This window comes from Pseudovibrio sp. POLY-S9 (assembly GCF_001431305.1).
Classification (GTDB): Bacteria; Pseudomonadota; Alphaproteobacteria; order Rhizobiales; family Stappiaceae; genus Pseudovibrio.
Genome location: NZ_LCWX01000263.1, coordinates 137,014 through 138,493, shown reverse-complemented (window position 1 = coordinate 138,493; position 1,480 = coordinate 137,014). Strand labels below are relative to the sequence as shown.

Here is a 1,480-nt window from a genome sequence, read left to right as displayed (position 1 = left end):
ACGCCCGCACCACCGCCCTGATGGATGCCTCCCGCCAGTTTCTCGATAATATCGGCATCTGGAAAGACTTACGTTCAGCGTTTACACCGCTGGAAAAGATGCGCCTGATCGACGGCACTGATCGCCTTTTACGCGCACCTGAAACTACATTCTCCGCCTCAGAACTGGACCTGCCTGCCTTCGGTTACAACATCCTCAACAAGGACTTGAACCGGGTGCTGTTTGATCTTGTGAACAACAATGAGCTCATTGAGCTTGTCGAAGACACGATCAAAAGCGTCGCCAGTAATGACCATAAAGCCACCATTGAACTAAGCAATACGCCAGACATCAGCTGTCATGTCGTCATCGGCGCAGATGGACGAAATTCAGTGGTTCGCCGCTCCGCTGGCATTGAGACAAAGAACTGGAAGTACCCACAAGCGGCACTCGTTCTCAATCTCAAACATGTCCTGCCGCATTACAACATCTCTACCGAGTTCCACCGCAACACCGGTCCATTCACCATGGTCCCGCTGCCAGGTAAGACCTCTTCCCTTGTTTATGTGGAAACGCCGGAACGCGCTGAAGAGCTGAACAATTATAAGGACGAAGCCCTCGAAGCCGAACTGGAAAAACTCAGCAAGTTCGTTCTGGGCTCGCTCAAACTGGCAAGCCCAAGGCAGGTCTACCCACTCTCCGGCCTGACAGCCGTTCACATGAGTGGCAATCGCTCACTGCTTATGGGTGAGGCAGCCCACGCCTTCCCGCCAATCGGAGCCCAGGGTCTCAATCTGTCTCTGCGCGATGTAGCCGTTGCGACAGAACTGCTGGCCAACGCAAAGCACACCAAGGCAGATATGGGTTCGGCTGAGTTGCTGCAGAAGTATGACCGCAGCCGCAAGGCAGACGTGATCAGCCGCACAACCGCCGTAGACCTGCTTAACAGATCTTTGCTGACGGATGCCTTGCCTGTTCAGATGCTGCGTTCTCTGGGGCTCTACACAGCCTCCAGAATCCCACTTGTACGTCGTCTGCTGATGCGTGAAGGCATCGCTCCATCCTGGAGCCTGCCAACATTGATGCGCGCACAAAACGATTAAGGCACCAGTATTCCAGATTGAATGAGATAAATGAGCGTTGGCAACGTAATAACAGATGCCAACGTTCCATAAAGCACGGCTGTAGACGCGCGCTCGACATAGCTCGTGTAGTGCTGAGCTAGCACATAAACATTCGCAGCCGGCGGCAATGCCGCCATGAGAACAGCTGTTGAGACCCACAGACTGTCAAAGCCACCAATCCACTCCAGCAGCACAAATACAAGGATTGGGTGCACCACCAGCTTGATAAGCAACAGGACCGGCAGTTCCTTCGCCGTTCTCCGGCTTGGCTGCAAGGCAATCGTCACCCCCATGGCAAACAATGCACAAGGTGCCGCAGCTTGTCGCAAAAACGAGATGGTCTGGTCGAGTGCAACAGGTGGCTTGAACTCAATTGC

At 53.9% G+C, this 1,480-nt stretch carries 2 protein-coding genes; one reads left to right on the top strand and one right to left on the bottom strand.

Annotated features, from left to right (window positions below; all coding sequences use genetic code 11):
• Positions 1-1,082, top strand: a 1,082-nt coding sequence (locus tag PPL9_RS30825; RefSeq protein ID WP_082597195.1) for an FAD-dependent monooxygenase, incomplete at its 5' end; no start/stop codon positions are given.
• Here the strand turns inward: PPL9_RS30825 and PPL9_RS34650 are convergent.
• On the bottom strand, positions 1,079-1,480 hold a 402-nt coding region (locus PPL9_RS34650), incomplete at its 5' end, for an AEC family transporter (protein WP_244273517.1). The genes PPL9_RS30825 and PPL9_RS34650 overlap by 4 nt on opposite strands.